Annotated in this window: 14 protein-coding genes; 6 read left to right on the plus strand and 8 right to left on the minus strand. The window is 60.9% G+C overall.

Going from position 1 to position 16,200, the window contains the following annotated elements; translation table 11 throughout:
• Positions 1 to 160: 160 nt before the first annotated feature.
• Positions 161 to 2,692: an HNH endonuclease signature motif containing protein gene (locus HX613_RS12245; protein WP_235345589.1), complete on the plus strand. Its 2,532-nt coding sequence runs from the start codon at positions 161 to 163 to the stop codon at positions 2,690 to 2,692.
• A gap of 76 nt (positions 2,693 to 2,768) precedes the next feature.
• Here HX613_RS12245 and HX613_RS12250 read toward each other — a convergent pair whose 3' ends face one another.
• Positions 2,769 to 3,968, minus strand: a complete 1,200-nt coding sequence (locus HX613_RS12250) for an acetyl-CoA C-acyltransferase (RefSeq protein ID WP_235345590.1) — start codon at positions 3,966 to 3,968, stop codon at positions 2,769 to 2,771.
• Positions 3,969 to 4,043: 75 nt separating this feature from the next.
• Positions 4,044 to 4,787 carry an SDR family oxidoreductase gene (locus tag HX613_RS12255; RefSeq protein WP_198396432.1) on the minus strand — a complete coding sequence of 248 codons (744 nt, stop codon included), beginning with the start codon at positions 4,785 to 4,787 and terminating at the stop codon, positions 4,044 to 4,046.
• Between the two features lie 412 nt (positions 4,788 to 5,199).
• On the opposite strand from HX613_RS12255, the gene HX613_RS12260 reads away from it, so the two are divergent.
• The 5 genes from HX613_RS12260 to HX613_RS12280 all read left to right on the plus strand — a co-directional run bounded on the left by HX613_RS12260 (position 5,200) and on the right by HX613_RS12280 (position 9,991).
• On the plus strand, positions 5,200 to 6,423 hold the full coding sequence (locus HX613_RS12260; protein ID WP_235345591.1) for an ABC transporter substrate-binding protein: 1,224 nt from the start codon (positions 5,200 to 5,202) through the stop codon (positions 6,421 to 6,423).
• A gap of 85 nt (positions 6,424 to 6,508) precedes the next feature.
• Positions 6,509 to 7,375, plus strand: a complete 867-nt coding sequence (locus HX613_RS12265; RefSeq protein ID WP_198396434.1) for a branched-chain amino acid ABC transporter permease — start codon at positions 6,509 to 6,511, stop codon at positions 7,373 to 7,375.
• Positions 7,372 to 8,517 carry a branched-chain amino acid ABC transporter permease gene (locus HX613_RS12270; protein ID WP_235345592.1) on the plus strand — a complete coding sequence of 382 codons (1,146 nt, stop codon included), beginning with the start codon at positions 7,372 to 7,374 and terminating at the stop codon, positions 8,515 to 8,517. Before HX613_RS12265 ends, HX613_RS12270 begins: the two co-directional genes overlap by 4 nt.
• A complete protein-coding gene (locus HX613_RS12275) occupies positions 8,517 to 9,287 on the plus strand; it encodes an ABC transporter ATP-binding protein (protein ID WP_235345593.1) in 771 nt (256 codons plus the stop codon). The genes HX613_RS12270 and HX613_RS12275 overlap by 1 nt, the downstream gene beginning before the upstream one ends.
• A complete protein-coding gene (locus tag HX613_RS12280) occupies positions 9,287 to 9,991 on the plus strand; it encodes an ABC transporter ATP-binding protein (protein WP_235345594.1) in 705 nt (234 codons plus the stop codon). Before HX613_RS12275 ends, HX613_RS12280 begins: the two co-directional genes overlap by 1 nt.
• A gap of 64 nt (positions 9,992 to 10,055) precedes the next feature.
• Here HX613_RS12280 and HX613_RS12285 read toward each other — a convergent pair whose 3' ends face one another.
• From HX613_RS12285 to HX613_RS12310, 6 genes are all read right to left on the minus strand, one after another.
• Positions 10,056 to 10,676, minus strand: coding sequence for an L-threonylcarbamoyladenylate synthase (locus HX613_RS12285; RefSeq protein WP_235345595.1), 621 nt, complete (start codon positions 10,674 to 10,676; stop codon positions 10,056 to 10,058).
• Between the two features lie 84 nt (positions 10,677 to 10,760).
• Positions 10,761 to 12,038 (minus strand): AI-2E family transporter, encoded by a 1,278-nt coding sequence (locus HX613_RS12290; protein WP_235345596.1) that lies wholly within the window; start codon positions 12,036 to 12,038, stop codon positions 10,761 to 10,763.
• Entirely contained in the window at positions 12,039 to 13,550 is a 1,512-nt protein-coding gene (gene der, locus HX613_RS12295) for a ribosome biogenesis GTPase Der (RefSeq protein ID WP_235345597.1), read from the minus strand. It lies immediately after the preceding gene.
• Complete coding sequence (cmk, locus tag HX613_RS12300) at positions 13,547 to 14,206, minus strand: (d)CMP kinase (RefSeq protein WP_235345598.1); 660 nt, start codon at positions 14,204 to 14,206, stop codon at positions 13,547 to 13,549. The genes der and cmk overlap by 4 nt, the downstream gene beginning before the upstream one ends.
• Positions 14,203 to 15,330, minus strand: a complete 1,128-nt coding sequence (locus tag HX613_RS12305; protein ID WP_235345599.1) for a prephenate dehydrogenase — start codon at positions 15,328 to 15,330, stop codon at positions 14,203 to 14,205. The genes cmk and HX613_RS12305 overlap by 4 nt, the downstream gene beginning before the upstream one ends.
• On the minus strand, positions 15,327 to 16,187 hold the full coding sequence (locus HX613_RS12310; RefSeq protein ID WP_232488296.1) for a pseudouridine synthase: 861 nt from the start codon (positions 16,185 to 16,187) through the stop codon (positions 15,327 to 15,329). Before HX613_RS12310 ends, HX613_RS12305 begins: the two co-directional genes overlap by 4 nt.
• Positions 16,188 to 16,200 lie beyond the last annotated feature (13 nt).

Here is a 16,200-nt window from a genome sequence, read left to right on the forward strand (position 1 = left end):
TATGAAAGTGACGTCCCTACGCGCTAGATCTATGGTCCCAACGTTCCATGTTCGTCGATTATTCGAATTTCTATGGTTATAAGTTCTATTATCAGTTATAATGAAACTAGGCGCCAAACTATCAGCAGACTCCACATCGCAGTGGAGAGGAGGCGACGCGATGAAGCACATGGACGACGACGGCTCTCACTACGGCGTGCACTCCGACGACTCCAGCGCATCAGCCTTCAGCGGACGCAGCCTTGATATCGATGAAGATTCACCGTTCAGCGACCTGTCGGCCGTCTACGCCTGCAGCGACCAGGCACAGTTTGCGGCACTGGAGGCAACCAGCAGCATCTTCGCCCGAGAGGTTGCGCATTATCTTGGCCTCGCGAGTCCCGACCTGACGATTCCATACGACTTCGCGCCGCTCGCGGAGACCGTCCGCCGGCACAGCAGCCGCAAACGCCCCCGCAGCCGTTCCGCGAAGGGCACGAAGGCGAGCGCCAAATCGGACGATATGGGTGACGCCGGCACCTCGGGTGGCGCGGGCACCTCGGGTGACGCGGACACGGCTGGCACTGCTGATACCGCTTGCGGGTCAAGCAGAAAAAAGGACCGTGGAGCGGGGCGAAGGGTACGTCGTGAACGGAGGGAAGCCCGAGAACATCCCGAACCGCTTCCCGATTTCCCTGCATACAGACCCACGTCGACGTTCAACGGATGGACGCATCAATACGCTTGTGCTGAAGACATCAGCGAATACTCGGCACTGCTCGGCGCGACTACGTCCGGAGCCTATAAGCACATCACCTCTGCGATGACGTTGGTGCACGGGCTTCCGAAGTTCCACCAGCGTTGCGCCGACGGCGATTTCACCATTGAACATGTTGCCTTCGTGACCCGTCGTTGCCGGGACGTCGCATTCAGATACCTGCCGAGCATTGATGACTATTTAGCCGACAGGCGTGCGGATATCACAATCGAAACGTTCAAACGCTCTCTCGCACTGAAGATCGCGGCGACTCAACCAGCACAGGAGACCCTTGAGAAGGTCGCAGTTCGCCGCCGAGTCGATATCAGCACAGGTGATGACGGCACCGCCTACCTCACTCTCACCGGTCCTGCCCCAGAGCTCACCGCCTGCTATAGAAGAGTCGAAGCATTCGCTCGCTCCGTCTACAAGGGAAACACCTCCGCGTTCGGCGACCAGCTGAACCCCGGGGAGTCATTCAAAGACAATCGCGGCATCGATGCGCTCATGCTCGACATATTCACTCGAACTCGGCCGCAGGTGAAACTGCGGATCACCAGCAACAACACCACAACTGGCGAGACGACGAGTACCGACTTCCCGATCGACGGTCTGTTCGTAGGACCAGACGGTGTCCCCATGTCTCCCGAGGAATCTATGCTCGATTACATCGAACGGACCTTCGGCCAGATGGACGACGAGGCTTCAGCACCGGCCGACGCCGGAAACGAAACTCAGGGGCAAGCATCGTCCGACTGCTGGCTGCGCGACCCACGGTTCCTCGAAGCGCTGAAGAGCAGCCGACCAGCACCCGGTACCCCTTTCTGGCCGACGGGGTTCGATCCTGCTACAGAATTCGGCACTGATTCCTCGTCCGACGGATCAAAGTGCAAAGTCGACTACGAGGTTCTCCTCGACTTGCCGACCCACGAGTATTGGCTCTCCCACCAGGCGCGGACGACGATCACCGTTCCCATGTTCACGCTGCTCAGCCAGTTCCTGGCTACCTCCGACGACGCAGCGAGTGCAGCAGAAACCACGGCCGCAGAAGGAACAGAGGCAGCCACGGCGACAGTGTCGACAAAGTCCTCTTCGACCGACACCGCTGGTGAGAAGCGGACCGATACAGATGTATGCGATTTGGCCGGCATGCTTCCAGACGGCTCTCCCCTTCCAGCCGACATGGCGCGCCGGCTCGCCGGATATGCATCGACATGGACCAGGATCCTCACGGACCCAGCAACCGGTACGCCACTCGATGCAAAGGCAACCAGCTACGCGATCCCCAACAGCATTCGACAGCCTCTCGCCGCCCAGTGGATGAACTGCACCATGCCCGGTTGCACTCGTCGTGCCGAGCTCACTGAGGTCGATCACATCATTCCCTTTGACCACGACAGTCCACAGAGCGGCGGCCACACTCGATTCGGCAATCTCCACAATCTGTGCAAGCTCCATCACCAAGCCAAGACAGACCGGAAGTTCTCAGTCAGAATGACAGAACCTGGGCGGCTCGAATACATTCTCAGGCACGGAATCACCACCGAAGTCATGCCGCCCGACAATCCGATCAACGTCGAGCACGCGAGACTCTTCCTCAAATATTTCGCCACACCCCCGCCCCAGACGACTGATCCACCTCCGGCTGCGTCTTCGACAGCTGAGTCCTCGACGGGGCCTGCACCTCCGACGGGAGCCGCACGTCCGACGGAACCTGCCCCTCCGACGGAACCTGCCACAGCGAATCCGCCCAGGAAGAAGAACCGACGCAAGAAATCGGAGACGGCAGAAGAAAAGCCGTCGACCATGCAGTCACAGACTGCACAGCCGACGGCTGGTCCCGCCGAAGGACTTCAGTCCCCCAGCCAGGCCGAATACATCGATCCCTTCTCCCGCCTACCCGGCCAGAACGCGAAGCAGTGGTTCTGGGACTCGGGTGAGCAGCCACCGTTCTGATGACTCAGTATGTTCAGTTGGCTCAGCGAGATCTGATGTATCAGCTGGCTCTGGTGTTTCTCTCGGCTATGGTGACTCAGCAGACTTCGAAGAGCCCCGCAGCACCCTGGCCGCCGCCGATGCACATCGTGACGACTACATACTTGACCCCGCGACGACGTCCCTCGATAAGAGCATGGCCGACAAGGCGACCACCGGTCATTCCGTATGGGTGACCGACTGAAATACCGCCACCATCGACGTTGTACTTCTCGGGATCAATCCCCAACCGTTCACGGCAGTAGAGAGCCTGCACCGCAAATGCTTCGTTGAGCTCCCACAGTCCGATGTCATCGATTGACAGCCCCTGCGCCTTGAGCAGCTTCGGAATCGCGAAGACGGGTCCGATCCCCATCTCGTCGGGATCACAGCCGGCTACTGCCATACCTCGATAGATGCCCAGAGGTTCCAAGCCTCGCCGACTCGCCTCGTCGCCCGACATCAGCACTGAAGCAGAAGCGCCGTCGGAAAGCTGTGAGGCATTGCCCGCAGTGATGCTCGGAACCTTGGACGCATCGCCAGGCTTGAGCACGGGATTCAGCCCTGCCAAACTCTCCAATGTCGTCGATGGGCGGTTCCCCTCGTCGCGGTCAAGCGTCACCTGCTGGGTTGACGATTCCTTCGTCTCTTTGTCGACGACGATCTTCGTGGTCGGCAACGGTACGATCTCATCGTCGAACCGGCCGGCCTCCTGAGCTGCGGCAGTCCGCTGCTGCGAGGACAGCGAGTATTCGTCCTGCGCTTCACGACTGACGCCATACCGTTCGGCAACCACCTCGGCGGTGGCGAGCATCGGGTAGTAGATTCCGGGAACATGTTCGACCAGCCACGGGTCCTGCGCCCGGTACATGTTCATCTTGTCGTTCTGCACCAGTGACACCGACTCAACGCCGCCGCCGACTGCGATCTCCTGGCCGTCGAAGAGAATCTGCTTCGCTGCCGTGGCAATGCCCATCAGACCGGAGGAGCACTGACGATCGATCGTCATTCCGGGGACTGTTGTGGGGAGACCTGCTCGGAGTGCTGCTTGGCGCGCGACGTTGGTGGACTGGCTGCCCTGTTGGAGGGCCGCACCGAGGATGACGTCATCGACTTCGCCCCCTTCGAGACCAGCCCGTGAGACAGCGTGAGAAATGGCGTGGCCAGCAAGTTCCTGGGCCTGAGTGTTGTTGAACGCTCCTTTGTACGCCTTTCCGATCGGAGTTCTGGCGGTGGAGACGATAACTGCTTCGCGCATGACATGCCTTTCTTCAGTGTGGTGCGCCGAACCTGAGTTCGCCGCGATGATCATGGAACCAGAATTCGCTGCGGGTCAGTCCTTCGGCCCTCCGGCCACATAGATGACCTGCCCGGAGACGAACCCGGCGCCTTCGGAGGCGAGGAATGAAGCGGTGTGGGCAATGTCTTCGGGTTTCCCCGTGCGCGCCACCGGAATCTGGCCGACTCCCGCTGCGATGAAGTCCTCATAGTTCACGCCCATCCGCTCGGCGGTGGCTTTGGTCATATCTGTTTCGATAAGGCCCGGTGCGATCGCGTTTGCCGTGACCCCGAACTTGCCGAGTTCGATCGACCACGTCTTCGTCATCCCCTGGATGCCTGCCTTGGCAGCGGAGTAGTTCGTCTGCCCACGGTTGCCCTGCGCCGATGTCGACGACATCGACACGATGCGCCCGAACTTCGCTTCCACCATGTATGACTGAACGGCCTTGGTCATCAGAAATGCCCCGCCGAGGTGAACGGAGAGGACCTTTTGGAATTCCTCATGAGTCATCTTGAACAGCAGGTTGTCCCGGAGAATGCCGGCATTGTTGACGAGGACAGTCGGAGCACCGAGAGTCTCCGCGACAGTCTTCACGGCGGACTCCACGGAGGCTTCGTCAGAGACATCGGTGTCGACTCCCAGCCCCTTCATACCTGCGGATTCGACAGCCTTAACCGAGTCCTCGGTGGGGCCCATGTCGAGGATCGCGACGTTCATTCCGTCCGAGGCCAAGCGCTGGGCGATGGCGGCACCGATGCCGCGGCCGCCACCAGTGACGATTGCTGTCCGAGTCATGACGATTCTCCTCCGAGATGATAGTTCGTAATTGATGACGAAGAGGGTGACTTGAATCTCACCTCTCGCAGTTTCCACCATAGACCACAAAAGTAACTGAACGATTGTTTGCTCAAACTTTGGACCGCGATTTGCACCCGACCCTGCCAGATGCTGACGTCAGCGCAAATCGGGTGCACGTCAGGAACGAACACGTCAGGAACGAACACGTCAGGAACGAACCAGCCCCACAAGAATTAAGGACAGATGTCAGGGATTTCGAAAATGCGATTGACATCACATTTGATGATGTATAGGTTCCATTCTAAGCCTCAATCGAATATTCGTTCAGATTGGCTTCGGGCTTCCGCTCAGGCATCCCGACAACCTTGAGGAGCGCTGTTGCTCCGTCTCACTTTTCAAAGGAGAAAAGATGACCTCAATCCCGCGAAGGGCGAGCCGTCCTGTGCTTGCGGCGGCCGTGATCAGCACATTCGCACTGGCCCTCGGCGCCTGTGGTGGGGGCGGTGGAAGCGGTGACTCCGGTGGCGACGGCTCGGTCGTCATCGGCTATACCGGCCCCCTGAGCGGCGGCGGCGCGGCCTATGGAGAGAACGTCCAGACGGGCCTCCAGATGGCTGTCGATGACCTCAACAAGGATGGGCTCGAGGTCGACGGGAAGAAGGTCACCATCGAGCTCAAATCCCTTGATGACAAGTACGCGCCCTCCACCGCGGCCAGCAACGCTCAGCGACTGGCAGACCAGGACAAAGCGCCAGTCGTCGTCTCCCCCAACGCCGGCGCGATCAAAGCGATCCAGCAGATCAACAACGGCCGATCCAAGTTCATGATCTCCGCGTACACCTCGGATCCCGCCATCGTGCAGTCTGACAATCCGCTGACGATGATGATTCCGCCCAACTTCGAGTCCTACGCCAAGCCGTTCACCGAACAGGGAATGAAGAATGGCGGCAAGAAGCTCGCGCTGCTCGGCACACAGAGTGAATACGGTCAGCAGTGGACGAAGGCGATCACGGACGAGTGGAAGAAGGCGGACGGCAAGATCGGTGCAGACAACAGCATTGACTACGCCACCGTGTCTGACTTCGCAGGCCCTGTCTCGAAGGCCCTGTCCGAGAAGCCGGACAGCATCTTCGTCGGTGGCCCCTCACAGCCGACCGCGCTGATCATGGAAGAAGCGAAGAAGCAGGGCTTCAAGGGCAGCTTCCTCGTCATGGACCAGGCGAAGCTCGACGAGATGGCGACCGTGACGAAGCCCAAGAACCTGACGAATTCCGTCGGAGTGCTGCCTGTCAAGGAATACGAAGATCCTGGCACGGAGGGCTTCCTGAAGAAGTTCGCGGAGGTTGCCGGCGAGAAGAAGGTGGCGACCAGCGAGACGGCTCTGAACTATCAGAGCATCGCCATCATCGCCAAGGCGATGGAAGTCGCAGGGACCACCAGCGATCCCGAGAAGATCCGGGCGGCAGTACCGGATGCGCTGAGCAAGGTCGACGACAAGTACAAGGTCAACGGCTTCCCGACGAAAATCACTGATCAGGGACATTTGATGAATCCCGATTTGGAGGTCACCTACCTGGACAAGGACGAGAAGTACACGAAGGTACCCGTCGAACAGGTTTCCGACGCCAAGTAGTCTCCACCGTCGGCGCTTCCCACAGCGGGGTATGAGCTTCATACCCCGCTGTCGCGCCGTCTGACGTCCTGTGAGGATTCGCTTCATGACACTTTTCACCCAACAGCTCTTCAACGGCGTTGCCCTCGGCGGCGTGTACTGCCTTGCCGCAATCGGCCTGACACTGGTCTTCGGCGTCCTGCGCATTCCCAACCTCGCGCACGGTTCGCTGTACATGCTCGGCGCCTATGTCACCTACTTCTTTCTGACCACTGTCGGTGTGCCCTACGTGGCTGCCATCGGCATTGCGGCGCTCATCCTGTTCGTCCTCGGTGTGCTGCTCGAACGCTTGGTCTTCCACCCGCTGCGCAACTCACCGCACACTCATCACATGATTGCCGCCATCGGTGCCATGTTCTTCTTCCAGGCCGTCGCGCAGGCGATCTGGGGTGCTGATTTCCGGCGGATGGAGACACCGATCTCCGGGAGCGTGCACATTCTGGGCGCAGAGATCTCCGCGCAGCGCATCGTGATCATCGTGACTGCGGTCGTTGTGCTCTCCCTGCTGACTTGGTTCATCAAACGGTCCATTCACGGCCAGACGATCGAGGCAATCGAACAGGATCGCACCGGAGCCGCTCTGGTCGGAATCAACCCCGCGATGGTCTCGATGCTCACCTTGGGCCTATCGGCACTTCTGGTGACAATCGCCGCCGGTCTCGTGTCTCCCATCAACCTCCTATCCCCCACCATGGGTGATTCGCTCAACCTCAAGGTGTTCGCGATCATCATCCTCGGCGGGCTGGGTTCACTGCCGGGCGCCATCGTCGGCAGCTTCGCACTCGCCATCGCCGAGACGATGACATCGACGTACATCTCCTCGGCCGTCGGAGAGGCCGTGGCCTTCATCGTTCTGGTGGCGGTCCTGGCGATCAAACCCACGGGCCTGTTCGCAAAGGCGGTGCAGCGATGAGTGCACTGAAGAATCCTCGAATCATCGGAACCTTGGCCGTGCTGCTCATCATTGCCCTGACACCAGTGGCATTCGGCGATGAGAATTACATCATGCGAGTGATCACCGTCGGCCTGTGTTCGGCGATCGCGGTCTACGGGATGAACATCATCCTCGGCTTCACAGGCCAGCTGTCTCTGGCCCAAGGCGGCTTCTTCGGCATCGGAGCATACGCAGTCGGCTTGCTGACAACCGATTTCGACTGGTCGTTCTGGCAGGCTTTCCTCGTCGGAGTGGTCGGCACTTCTGCCATCGGGTACCTGTCCGGACTGATCGCACTGCGCACGAAGGACGAGTACTTCGCCATCTTCACGATGGCCATCGGCTTCATCATCTACCTGACCATCAGCCGGTGGGAGGCGGTGACTCACGCCCATTCCGGCGTCAACAATGTGAAGTTCCCCGAGGCAGGAGACATCGTGGACTTCAGCAATCCGACAGCGATGTTCTACCTCGTCTTCATCATCCTGCTGATCTGCGTCTACATCACCTACGCGATTCGACGCTCCAGCGTTGGACGCACGCTGCTGACGATTCGAACCAGCGAGGACCTTGCCGATGCGATCGGCGTCAATGTGGGGCTGAGCAAGCAGCTCGCGTTCGCCGCCTCGGCGTTCTTCGGCGGGATCGGCGGCGGCCTCTACGCTTCTGTGGTCGGTTTCATAGGCCCCGATGCGGCGACCGTGGACAAGACCTTCGAGTTCCTGATGTTCATCCTGGTCGGAGGAATGGGCACGGTCGCGGGGCCACTGGTGGGCACCATGATTGTGACCTTCCTGTTCGAACTCTTCCAGGACTTCCAGGCCTACCGTTTCATCGTTCTCGGACCCATCATCATTGCTCTTGTGATCTTCGCACCTCGCGGAATCGTGGGGTATCTGGGAGGGTTCATCGACAAACGAGCTCGGAAGCGACGAATCGGTTCCGCCCACAAGGATGGGGCCGCCCGGTCGCACGGCACCGCACAGACAGACGGCACTGCCACGAGCAAGGACTCTGTCCGGGCCGACAAGTCTGATCAATCAGACGGCTCCACTCGCACTGACGCTGCTGAGCGCAGGGGAACGGCTGCCGACACCATCACCGAGGATGAGGAGAAGTGATGCTGCTCGAAATTCGAGGGCTCGGGAAGCGCTTCGGCGGCCTCGATGCCGTGAAGAACGTCGATCTCGATGTGCAGGAAGGACAGATCACCGCTGTGATCGGCCCGAACGGTGCCGGCAAGTCAACGCTGTTCAATCTCATCCACGGGTTCTATCGTCCCACCGCCGGAACCGTGTCCTTCAACGGTCGGGATATCACACAGTCGTCTCCGCACAACTCGGTCAACGGGGGTATTGCGCGAACCTTCCAGACGACGCACCTCTTCGACGATTCCACGCTGTTGGAGAACGTGTTGGCCGGTCGCATCGTGCGTTCCAAGTCCAATGTGTTCGACGCGATCTTCCACACTCCACGGCATCGACGCGAATCCGCACTCAACCACGACAAGGCGCTCGAGGCACTCGAATTCTGCGGTGTCGCCGATTTCCGCCACGATCTTGCTTCAAATGTGCCGCAAGAAGTGCAGAAGCGCACGGCCGTTGCCATGGCGTTGGCGACCGAACCGGAGCTGATACTCCTTGACGAGCCGGCTGGAGGCATTCCCGAGGAGGAGACGACGGACTTCGGCAACCTCATCCGTTCTCTGCCCAGCCGCGGGGTGTCGGTGCTGTTGGTTGAACATAAGATGTCGATGATCATGGACCTGGCGGACACGATCCTCGTCCTCGATCACGGCCAGAAACTGGCGATCGGCTCCCCCGCGGAGATCCAGAGCAATCCAGACGTGATTCGTGCCTACCTGGGATCGACCAAGGATGAGGAGAACTGATGCTTACTCTGGAGAACATAAGCGTCGGCTATGACGCGACTGATGTGCTGCACGGGGTGAGCATCACCGCCCGGCCCGGTGAGCTGACGGTGATCCTTGGGGCGAACGGGTCTGGAAAGACCACCCTGTTCAAAACCATCAGCGGACTTCTGCGAACTCGCTCGGGAACGATCGAATACGACGGACAGACGATCCAACGAACGCGCCCGAACAGCATCGTCAAGCGCGGCATCGCACATTGCCCCGAGGGGCGGCATCTGTTCGGAAAGATGTCAGTGGAGAAGAATCTTCGGCTGGGCACGTACCCGCACAGGGACCGCACCCGCACCGAGGAGATCCTTGACGAAGTGCTCGAGCTGTTTCCCATCCTGAAGGAGAAGTCAGCCCAGCCGGCAGGTTCGCTGTCAGGCGGGCAGCAGCAGATGGTGGCGATCGGTCGCGCACTGATGTCGGACCCCAGTCTGCTGATCTTGGACGAGCCGTCCATGGGGTTGGCTCCCCTCGTTGTCGAACAGGTGCTCGAATCGATTGCCCAGATCAACAGGAACGGGATCGGTGTGCTGCTCAGTGAGCAGAATGCGAAGGCTTCATTGGCGATCGCTCACCGCGGTTATGTGCTGGCAGAAGGACGCGTAGTGCTCGCCGACGATGCCGACAAGCTGCTCGACAATCCCCAGGTGCAAGCAGCCTACCTGGGGCTGTGAGCTGGGACTGTGAGCTGGGGCTGTGAGCTTGGGCTGTGAGCGAGCTCGTTCGAACCGCTGACGCTCATTCGAAGCGTGAAACGTCTCCGGCCCCGACGCGTGCGACCTCTGGTTCCCGACCGGTGAAGTCGATGACGGAGGTGGGAACTGTTCCCGGCACTCCCGACTCGATGACCACATCCACATCGTGGCCGATCTGATCGACGACATCCTCGGCCTGGGTCAGCGGGTCCTCTGCGCCAGGCAGCAGCAACGTCGATGACAGAATGGGTTCGCCCATTGCCTCAACAAGCGCCAGAGCTGTCACATTCTCCGGGATCCGCGCACCGACCGAGTGCTTCTTGGCGTGCATCATACGACGTGGGACTTCCTTCGTCGCCTTCATGATGAACGTGTAGGGTCCCGGGGTCATCGACTTGATGACCCTGAAATCAGAGTTGTCGACGATGACGAACTGTCCCAACTGCGCGAAGTCGCGGCACATCAGAGTGAAGTGATGTTTCGAGTCCAACTGTCGGATGCGGGTGATCCGTTCGATCCCGGCCTTGTTGTCCAAGGCACAGCCCAGCGCATAGCACGAGTCTGTGGGGTAGGCGATCAGTCCGCCGTCCCGCAGAGTCTGCACGGCCTTGTCGATCATTCGGTTCTGTGGATTCTCAGGATGAATATTCAGTAGTGTCGCCATACTTCATGCTAACCATTCACAGCGCACGAGGCGAGGGGCCAGGCGCAATCGCTCGGACAATTCTTCGCCCGTCGCCCCTCAGGGTCAGTTCGTCGGCGACTCGTCTGCCCGCGTCACAGGTGACTTGCCCGAGGTCGACACGGGAGCTTGTTCATCAAGTGAATCAGGCGTCTCGCCTTCTACCGCCGTCCCGGGGACATCGTCCCCAGAGTCCTCCTCTGCCGTCCCGAGAGGCGACACCGGTGGCTCCTGCGTCGACGAATTCGCCGTCCCCGGGTCGGATGCGATCAGGATGTTCACCCATTTCGCCTTCGGGTCCGCGTCGACGAGCAGCGCCTTCAGCAGCAGTGTCGCAGGCAACGCGAGCAGTGCGCCGAGCCATCCAAGCACCCACACCCAGAACAGCAGCGACAGGAAGGACACCAGCGGTGTGACTCCGACCGACTCTCCTGTGAATTTCGGTTGGATGATCGATTGGATGACGAAGTTGAGCACGCTGTAGGCGATGACGACCCACAGGCCCGCCTGCCACCCGCCATCGACGAGCGCGAGCAGCGCGGGAGGAATGAGACCGATGACGAAACCGATGTTCGGAATGTAGTTCGTCAGGAATGCCAGCACACCCCAGACCCAGATCAGCGGCACATCGATGATCGCCAAGGCGATGACGTCGAGGAGAGCGACGATGAGGCCGAAGACCGTCGCCACGATCCAATAGCGTCGGACACCGCTGGCGAAGCCGCCCAGCGAAGCCGACAGCGAAGGTTTGACGTCCAGCAGCATCCGCATGCGCCGGTCGATGCCCATGGAGTCCATGGCCACGAAGAACACTGCCATGACCACAGTGGTGAGCAGACCCGCAACAAGCGAGACATTGGTCAGCAGCGGATAGACGGCATCGATGAGGGATCTGACGTTGAACTGCTTGAACTGCTCTTCGAGCACCGTGGACGTCACACCGATGTCGGACAGGAATGCCAAGGTGCTCTGATAGGTCGCCACGAGCCGTTCGCCGTAGCTGGGGATGAGGAGCACGAGTTCGGCGACGGACCATGCCGTCAGCCCGAAGAAGCCGAAGATCATCACAAGTACGAGGATCACCGAGACGCAGGCACCGATTGCCCGTGGGATCTTCAGCCTGGTCAGATACTTCTGCAGAGGATAGACGACAATGTAGAAGTTCAGCGCCAGAAACACTGGAGCGACGATGTCCTGAAGTCCCTTGAAGAACATCAGAGCATACGCGAGACCGGCAAGAGTCAGCGCGACTACCAGCACCCTGGCAGGCTGACTCGTATGCCAAGCACGATGCTCCCGAGTCAGCCCCTGCGGCTGCTCGCGGACCTGACCGTCATCGCTCACTCAGCGCCCTTTCCGCTTCTCCCTGATCCGCATCGACACCTCGATGGGGGTTCCCTTGAACCCGAACGTCTCACGCAGACGCCTGATGATGAAACGACGATACCCTGGATCGAGGAAGCCGGAGGTGAAGAGCACGAATTTCGGCGGGCGAGACTGTGCCTGGGTTCCGAACAGGATCCTCGGCTGCTTGCCTCCGCGCACCGGGTGGGGGTTCGCTGCGACCAGTTCCCCGAGGAATGCGTTGAGTCGTCCGGTCGGGATGCGCGTGTCCCACCCCTCCAGAGCCGCTTCCATCGCTGGGACCAGCTTGTCGGCGTGGCGTCCCGTCTTCGCTGAGATGTTCACTCGCGGTGCCCAGGCCACATGTGCCAGATCCCGTTCGATCTCACGTTCGAGGTAGTAGCGACGTTCGTCGTCGAGCAGATCCCACTTGTTGAACGCCAGCACCACGGCACGACCGGCCTCGGCGGCCGTCGTGACGATGCGGACGTCCTGCTCACTCAGCGGTTCCTGGACCTCGAGGAGGACCAGGGCCAGCTCAGCGCGTTCCAGAGCGGTCTGGGTGCGCAGCGCCGCATAGAAGTCAGCACCGCTGGCCTGATGTGCTCGACGGCGGATGCCGGCGGTGTCAACGAACCGCCACTGCTTGTCACCGAGCTCGATGAGTTCGTCGACCGGGTCACGGGTGGTGCCGGCGACATTGTCCACGAGCACACGGTCGGAGCCGATGAGCTGATTGAGCAGGGAGGACTTTCCGACATTCGGTCGACCCACCAGAGCAATCCGGCGCGGTCCGCCCTCTTCGATGCGGGTTTCGACGGCGGAGACCTCGGGCAGGATGGTCAGCACTTCGTCGAGGAGGTCAGCGACCCCGCGACCGTGGAGTCCGGACACCGTCCATGGCTGTCCCAGGCCCAGGCCCCAGAGCTCGGCGGCCATGAGCTCGCCGCGTTCGTCATCGACCTTGTTCGCTGCCAGGATGACGGGCTTCTTCTTCCTCCGCAGCATCTTCACGACCAGTTCATCGGTCGCGGTCGGGCCGGTCGTCGCATCCACGACGAGGACCACGGCATCGGCCATGTCGACTGCGACCTCGGACTGGATCGCGATGCGAGAGGCCATGCCCTTGGAATCGGAGTCCCAGCCGCCGGTGTCGACGAGGGTGAATTCCTTCGTGTTCCATTCCGCCCGGTAGCTCACCCGGTCACGGGTGACTCCGGGGACGTCTTCGACCACGGCTTCGCGGCGGCCGAGGATCCTGTTGACCAGGGTCGATTTGCCCACATTGGGGCGACCGACGACGGCCAGGACGGGATCAGCCCCGCGGGACTCCTCGTCTTCGAACTCGAAGCCGTAGGCGTCGAGCAGTGCCCGGTCTTCGTCTTCGAGGTCGTAGCTGGAGAGACCGGCCTCGAGAGCAGTCGCCCTCTTCTCGGCCTCCTCGTCGCTGATGCTCTCGAGACGCTCGGCGAGATGCTCGTCCGGGTTCTCGTGGAATTCTGATTCAGTCATTGTGAGTCCTTCACCAGTTTCAGCACCGTCTCGACCACCTGGTCGAAATCGATGTCACTGGTATCGAGTGTGTAGACGCCTTCGGAGGCCTCTAGGAAGCTTGTTGTCGCTGAGTCCTTGGCGTCACGGCCTGTGACCTGGGATTGGGTGGCGGCGACAGCCTCGGCGTCGGCATTTCCGTGGAGCTCCTTGGCCCGGCGGGCCACGCGCACCTCGTCACGAGCGGTCATGAGGATACGGACCGGGGCGTCCGGAGCCACGACGGTCGTGATGTCACGCCCCTCGACGACGATTCCCTCGGGTGCTGCGGCGATGATGGTCCGCTGCATGTCGATGAGCTCTTCGCGGGCATCGACGACGGAAGACACGGTCTGCACGTTCTCCGACACCTCGGGTTCACGGATCTCCTCGCTGACATCGAGTCCGTCGACGGAGACGAAGAACTCATCCGGATCGGTCGAAATCTCCAGATCGACCCCGCGCACCTGTTCGAGGACGTCGACCGGGTCGCTCACACCCCGGTTGAGGCACAGCCAGGCCATCGCACGGTACATGGCACCCGTGTCGAGGTAGCTGTAACCCAATCGGCGGGCCGTTTCCTTCGCAGTGCTCGACTTGCCGACCCCGCTTGGTCCGTCAATGGCGACGACGCTCATGCAATTCCCTCTTTCTCGATGGCGGATTCAGGAATCTGCCATCCCTTCGACAACAAACCGATTTCAAGTTCCTGCTGGGTGGCCGGTACCACCGAGACATCGACGATTCCGAGCTTCTGGTCCGGTGCGTGGTCCATCCGGAAGTCCTCGACGTTGATGTTCAGGTCACCGATGTCCTTGAACAGTGTGGCCAGGGTTCCCGGGGTGTCGGGAATCAGGATCGTGACTACAGCATATTTGGTCGGAGCCTGTCCGTGCTTGCCCGGGATCCGATCGTGACCTTCGTTGCCCAAGGCTATGGCCTTGGCCAGCGCACCGGTCGCGCCCGGGCCCATCTCCAAGGCGGTGATGACCTCGTCGAGTTCCGTCCGCAGATCCAACAGCACGGAGCGGACCTCCTCAGAGTTTCCGGCCAGGATCTGCGTCCACAGGCGCGGGTCGGAGGCGGCGATCCGCGTCACGTCTCGCAGTCCCTGACCTGCCAGTGCGACTTCCTCCAGCGGCGCATGCCGGAGCTGGGAGGCGACGAGAGAGGCGACGACCTGCGGCACGTGGGAGACCTTCGCGACCGCGGCATCGTGGATGCGCGGATCGAGGTGGATGACCGAGGCGCCGGTGGCCTCCGCCATGGCCACGACCTCGCCGAGGCGGTTGTGCGGTGTGTTCTCGTCCGAGCAGATCACCCATGGTCGAGCTGTGAACAGGTCCGACCGGGCAGCGATCGCTCCCGACTTCTCCCGGCCCGCCATCGGGTGGCACCCGATGTAGCGGTCGAGTTCGCTTGGTTCGACGAGTTCACGCACCGATTCGAGCAGGCTGGTCTTGACGCTTGCGACGTCCGTGACCGTCGCGTTCGGGTACGTTTCCAGAGCCGTTGCGATGGTCTGGGCCGCAACATCGGGTGGGGTGGCGATGACGACGATCTGCGGATCCCCGCCATTGCCGTCATCGGCCCCATTGCTGCCATTGCTGCCATCGGCGAAGATCGTCCCTGCACCCAGATCGGCGGCCAGCTGCTGAGCAGTCGGTGAGGTGTCCTCGAGGCTGACCTGGTACTTCTGTGCGTTCAGCGCCAGTCCGAGGCTTGCACCCAGCAGACCCGTGCCGATGATGTGGATTCTCACAACCCGACGGCCTCGAAGAGCTCGCCGATCTCGTCTGAGCGCAGTGGGCGGATCTTGCCCTGCTTCTGTTCGTCCAAGGTGATCGGACCGAACTTGATCCGCACCAGACGCTCGACCGGGTTGCCGACCTCCTTGAGCAGTCGCCGCACGATCCGGTTGCGACCCGAATGCAGAGTCAGTTCGACCACCGACTTGCCAGGTGTCGAGTCCACGAGTTTGAACCCATCGACCTTGACGAAGCCGTCGTCGAGGTCGATGCCGGCCTTGAGACGGGAGCTGACGTCCTTGGCCAGCTGTCCCTTGACCTGAGCAAGGTAGGTCTTCGGAATCTCGTAGCGCGGGTGAGCCAGTCGGTTGCTCAGCTCTCCGTCATTGGTCAGAAGGATGAGTCCTTCTGTCTCCGTGTCGAGGCGTCCGACATGGAAGAGTCGTTCGACGTGGTTGTTGACGTAGTCGGCCAAGCAGGGACGACCGTCAGGATCGCTCATCGTCGACACGACACCTGCGGGCTTATTCAGCACCAGGTAGACCTTCGCGGTCTGTGTCGAAATTCTCATTGTGTCCACGTACACGGACTGGGTCTCGGGGTCGATTCGGGTGCCCAGCTCGGTCACCATGGCACCATCGACTTCGACCCGACCGTCGAGGATCAGCTGCTCACATGCACGACGTGAGCCCAAGCCCGCCTCGGCGAGGATCTTCTGGAGTCTCACACCCCCGCTGACATGGGCATCCGACTTCTGGCCCGTGCCTGACTGCGAACGCTGGGACCCCTTCGAAGAGGTGCTGGATCGCTGTTTTCGGGTCGGACGATTGTTGCGCCCGCCTGGCGCTCGGGGATCACGGTATGGACTCATAATCTCCATTCTC

Origin of the sequence: Brevibacterium sp. UCMA 11754 (assembly GCF_021532275.1) — a bacterium.
Classification (GTDB): Bacteria; Actinomycetota; Actinomycetes; order Actinomycetales; family Brevibacteriaceae; genus Brevibacterium.